The organism is uncultured Wocania sp. (assembly GCF_964021735.1).
Taxonomy (GTDB): domain Bacteria; phylum Bacteroidota; class Bacteroidia; order Flavobacteriales; family Flavobacteriaceae; genus Wocania_A.
Genome location: NZ_CAXIBN010000230.1, coordinates 1 through 4,039, shown reverse-complemented (window position 1 = coordinate 4,039; position 4,039 = coordinate 1). Strand labels below are relative to the sequence as shown.

The window sequence follows — 4,039 nt, the reverse complement described above, 5'->3', positions numbered from 1 at the left end:
TGGATAAATATTTTCAGATTGTAAAATGTTTTAGAGATGAAGATTTACGTGCAGATAGACAGCCAGAATTCACACAAATAGATTGTGAAATGGCGTTTATCGAGCAAGAAGATATTTTAAATGCTTTTGAAGGTTTAACACGCCATTTATTAAAAGAAGTAAACGGTGTTGAAGTTGAAAAATTTCCGCGACTACTTTACGATGATGCGATGCGTTTGTACGGAAACGACAAACCAGATATTCGTTTCGGAATGCAATTTGGGGAGCTGAATGCTGTGACACAACATAAAGATTTTGGTGTTTTTAATAATGCTGAATTAGTAGTTGGTATTGCCGTTCCTGGAGGAAATAGTTACACCAGAAAAGAAATAGACAAATTAATAGATTGGGTAAAGCGTCCGCAAGTTGGCGCTTTAGGCATGATATATTCACGTTGTAATGATGACGGCACTTATAAATCTTCAGTAGATAAATTTTACAATCAAGACGATTTAGCAAAATGGGCAGAAATAACTGGCGCAAAAGCAGGCGATTTAGTTTGTGTACTTTCAGGAGAAACTAATAAAGTACGTGCGCAACTTAGTGCATTGCGTATGGAATTAGCAGAACGCTTAGGTTTAAGAGATCCAAAAGTATTCGCGCCGCTTTGGATAATCGATTTTCCTTTATTAGAATTAGATGAAGAAACTGGACATTATCACGCCATGCATCATCCATTTACATCACCAAAACCAGGACAAATAGAATTATTAGATTCTAAACCAGGCGAAGTAAAAGCCAATGCTTACGATTTGGTTTTAAACGGCAATGAAATAGGCGGAGGTTCAATAAGAATTCACGATAAAGAAACACAAGCCATAATGCTAAAGCATTTAGGTTTTTCTGAAAAAGAAGCTAAAGCGCAATTTGGATTTTTAATGGATGCGTTTGAATATGGTGCGCCACCACACGGTGGTTTAGCCTTTGGTTTAGATAGATTGGTTGCCATTTTAGGCGGACAAGAAACGATAAGAGATTTTATCGCCTTCCCTAAAAATAATTCTGGACGTGATGTAATGATAGATGCGCCTGCGCCAATTGATGACGAACAACTTAAAGAATTAAGCTTAAAACTTAATTTAAAATCATAAACCATTAAAATCCTGCAAATTGCAGGATTTTTTTAGTAGTTTTATAAAATGTCTGTTAGTACCAAAAGTCTATTGCGCAAATTCTTAATCTGGAAATACAAACATATTTCCGAGCGTCAATTTGTTTACATACTAAGTATTTTGGTTGGGTTTTTAGCGGGTATTGGCACCGTAACACTTAAAAACTTAACACACTATATTAGGCTTCTTTTTGAGTTAGATTTTTTTAATAATTACCAAAATTCATTGTACTTCGTTTTTCCAATGATTGGTTTATTGCTAGTTTACATTATAAAACAAATCTGGTTAAAAAAACATATTGGGCATGGTATTTCTTCAACCTTATATGCCATTTCTAAATTAAACGGCATTATTCCTAGATATAATATTTACGCCGCTTTAATTACAGCACCATTAACAGCAGGTTTTGGTGGTTCTGTAGGTTTACAAGGCCCTGCAGTAAGTGTAGGTTCTGCTTTAGGCTCAAATGCAGCGCGGTTATTTCATATGAATACAAAAACTAGAATGCTTTTAATTGGATGTGCTGCTGCCGGTGCAATGGCGTCTATGTTTAAAGCACCAATCGCTGCCATCATTTTTGCTATAGAAATTTTTAGTTTAGACATTGCATTTACATCATTAGTACCATTATTATTAGCCTCAGTTTCTGCCGTAGTAACATCTTATATGTTTTTAGGAACTGATGTTTTACTTCGTTTTGAATTAACAGATACTTTTGAAGTTAACCACATAGGGTTCTATGCACTTTTAGGTTTGGTAACAGCACTTGCTTCAGTCTATTTCTCAAAAGTATTTTTTGCTATAACTAATTTTTTTAAACAATTTGAAAGTCGTGCATTAAGGTTACTTATTGGCGGATTAGCAATAGGAACCATGCTCTATTTTATTCCACCGCTTTATGGTGAAGGCTATGGTATTATGAATAATCTTTTAAAAGGCGACCACATAACTGCGATAGGAACAACACCTTTTAATTTAGATTTATCTAACATCTGGATTGTTATTGCATTATTACTAGGTATTGGTGTATTTAAAGCCATAGCTATGACTACTACCTTTGGTGCTGGCGGTGTAGGTGGCGTATTTATTCCCACACTAGTAATGGGTAGTGTTTTGGGTAATGCCTTCGCAAAAATTATTAATAATATTGGACTAGATTTTCATGTATCAGAATCCAATTTCACCTTAATAGGAATGACAGGATTAATGGCAGGAGTATTACACGCGCCATTAACTGCTATCTTTCTAATTGCCGAAATTACAGGTGGCTACGAACTATTTGTGCCTTTAATGATTGTGGCAGCCACATCATTTGCCATTACAAAATATTATGTATCACACTCTATTTACACATTAAAACTTGCAGAGCGCGGTGAGCTTATGACGCATGATAAAGACCAAAACGTTTTAATGGTTTTAGATATTGATAAAGTAATAGAAACCAATTTTATTATTTTAAAACCTGACATGAAATTAGGCGATATATTAAAAACAGCCGTTGCAAAATCCTCACGAAATCATTTTCCTGTAGTAAACGATAATCATGAATTTTTAGGCGTTATTCGATTAGATGATGTAAGACATATTATGTTTGATACAGATTTATACGATACAGTTGACGCATCGAGTCTCATGCATGCCGATGCTGGTATTATTGATTATAATGATGATTCTATGAACGATATTATGACTAAATTTAAAACAAGCGGTGCATGGAATTTACCCGTAGTTAAAGACGGAAAATATTATGGTTATATTTCAAAATCAAAACTATTAACTGCTTACAGACAGCAATTAATTAATTTTACTAAATAAACCCCAGAGGTTATTAATTATCGCATTCAAACGCAATATACTTATGAAATATCTTATTCTAATCTTGTTTTTAGCAGCCTTTGGAAGCATTTTAGCTGGATTTTTTATAGACTCCATATACTCACAAAAATGTATTGGCTTTGGCGTAATGGGCTTATTTTTTATCGTGTTTCCATTATTTTCTTATTACCGTTGGAAAGACAAAAATGTACAAGACTATATGCTTACCAAAGAAAATTTGGATAAAATGCGCAAGCGCGAAGGCGATAAACGCAAATAATTTGGGCATTACCGCAAGGGTCGGGCTTTCACTACTCGCTCTCTACGAGGAGCTCAAACATGCCGTTCAATCCCTAATGCGGTATGTACGTCATTCTGAACTTGTTTCAGAATCACAGAACACATATAATGCGACCCCCTGAAACAAGTTTAAGGTGACGAAAATCAATTCAAATTCCGTTTTTCAATAAAAAACCGTTTTAAAATCTCAGAAGCTTCATCAGCTAAAACATCGCCTTTAATAATTGTTTTAGGGTGCAACTTAGTTTTCAAATTAATACAACCACGTTCTTTATCTCTAGTGCCATAAACAATATTAGAAATCTGACTCCAGTACAAAGCACCCGCACACATTTGGCAAGGTTCTAAAGTAACATACAACGTACAATTTTTAAGATATTTGCCTCCTAAAAAATTAGCTGCTGCGGTAATGGCCTGCATTTCGGCATGCGCAGTAACATCGGTTAACGTTTCGGTTAAATTGTGTCCGCGAGCAATAATTTTATTATCAATAACAATGACTGCGCCCACAGGAATTTCGCCTTTTTCAAAAGCTACTTCAGCTTCCTGAAGTGCTTTTTTCATAAAATAAGTATCATCGAAGGGTTCTAGCATAAAAACAAAAATACGATTTCAAATGATAATGGTATCATTTTCAAATACTACATTTGTATCTTAATGAACAACTTTTTAAACACCATAAACTCCCCAAAAGAACTTCGTCTTTTAAAACAAAAAGATTTACGGCAACTTGCCAAAGAATTACGTGACTTTATAATTAATATTGTTGCCAC

General features: G+C 34.5%; 5 protein-coding genes. 4 read left to right on the top strand and 1 reads right to left on the bottom strand.

The genetic code is table 11. The features are described 5' to 3' along the window. From aspS to AADI82_RS14110, 3 genes are all read left to right on the top strand, one after another. On the top strand, positions 1-1,130 hold a 1,130-nt coding region (gene aspS / locus AADI82_RS14120), incomplete at its 5' end, for an aspartate--tRNA ligase (protein ID WP_341217064.1). 48 nt (positions 1,131-1,178) lie between these two features. Continuing rightward, positions 1,179-2,966 (top strand): chloride channel protein, encoded by a 1,788-nt coding sequence (locus AADI82_RS14115; protein ID WP_341217063.1) that lies wholly within the window; start codon positions 1,179-1,181, stop codon positions 2,964-2,966. 43 nt (positions 2,967-3,009) lie between these two features. Then, on the top strand, positions 3,010-3,246 hold the full coding sequence (locus AADI82_RS14110) for a hypothetical protein (RefSeq protein ID WP_034042743.1): 237 nt from the start codon (positions 3,010-3,012) through the stop codon (positions 3,244-3,246). 164 nt (positions 3,247-3,410) lie between these two features. Here the strand turns inward: AADI82_RS14110 and AADI82_RS14105 are convergent, their stop codons facing one another. Beyond that, positions 3,411-3,860 (bottom strand): nucleoside deaminase, encoded by a 450-nt coding sequence (locus AADI82_RS14105; RefSeq protein WP_034042741.1) that lies wholly within the window; start codon positions 3,858-3,860, stop codon positions 3,411-3,413. A 63-nt stretch (positions 3,861-3,923) separates the two neighbouring features. Between AADI82_RS14105 and AADI82_RS14100 the strand changes: the two genes are divergently transcribed. Next, a partial coding sequence (locus AADI82_RS14100) for a 1-deoxy-D-xylulose-5-phosphate synthase N-terminal domain-containing protein (protein ID WP_341217065.1) occupies positions 3,924-4,039 on the top strand: 116 nt, incomplete at its 3' end.